Raw genomic sequence first — 666 nt, 5'->3', positions numbered from 1 at the left:
CATACAACCCCAAGAGGTCTTGTATGTTCAAACAACCAAGGTTTGCGTTTAATACTCCGATCAAGAAAATATTAAACATTGGTTTTTCGCCGGACTCATTTATTTGTCTTCACTTTAAAAAGTGAAAGCAAACACAGACACTTGAATGTGTATGTTTTGAGAACTCGTTTTTATTCAAAGAATAAAAACATTTTTAAAATTAATCTTTCGATTAAATTTACTAGTCAGCTTTCCAGATTGTTAAAGAACATGTAATCATCGTTAGATAACCACTTTCTAATCACATTCATTACTTTGAATATATTTAGAAAGTGGTGGAGCTATGCGGGATCGAACCGCAGACCTCCTGCGTGCAAGGCAGGCGCTCTCCCAGCTGAGCTATAACCCCAACGATTTAAAAGACTATACCATCACTTTTTCTGGGAGAAAAAGTGGTGGGTCTGAGTGGACTCGAACCACCGACCTCACCCTTATCAGGGGTGCGCTCTAACCACCTGAGCTACAGACCCAAGTCTTTTTACGTTCTACATTTTAACCAAGCAATCTGTGTGGACACTGCATAAAACAGCATAAGTCTTTAGGTAAGGAGGTGATCCAGCCCCAGGTTCCCCTAGGGCTACCTTGTTACGACTTCACCCCAGTCATGAACCACACCGTGGTAAACGC

General features: G+C 41.1%; 2 tRNA genes and 1 rRNA gene. All 3 read right to left on the bottom strand.

Annotated features, from left to right (window positions below):
• Positions 1–312: 312 nt before the first annotated feature.
• Positions 313–388, bottom strand: a tRNA-Ala gene (locus C9I86_RS19875).
• A 44-nt stretch (positions 389–432) separates the two neighbouring features.
• Positions 433–509 (bottom strand) — tRNA-Ile (locus C9I86_RS19870).
• A gap of 73 nt (positions 510–582) precedes the next feature.
• Positions 583–666: ribosomal RNA gene (locus C9I86_RS19865) — 16S ribosomal RNA — on the bottom strand; the annotation flags it as partial.

Origin of the sequence: Photobacterium sp. NCIMB 13483 (genome assembly GCF_003025475.1) — a bacterium.
Taxonomy (GTDB): Bacteria; Pseudomonadota; Gammaproteobacteria; order Enterobacterales; family Vibrionaceae; genus Photobacterium; species Photobacterium piscicola.
The sequence above is the reverse complement of the archived record's forward strand: the minus strand, read 5'-3'. Positions and strand labels throughout refer to the sequence as shown.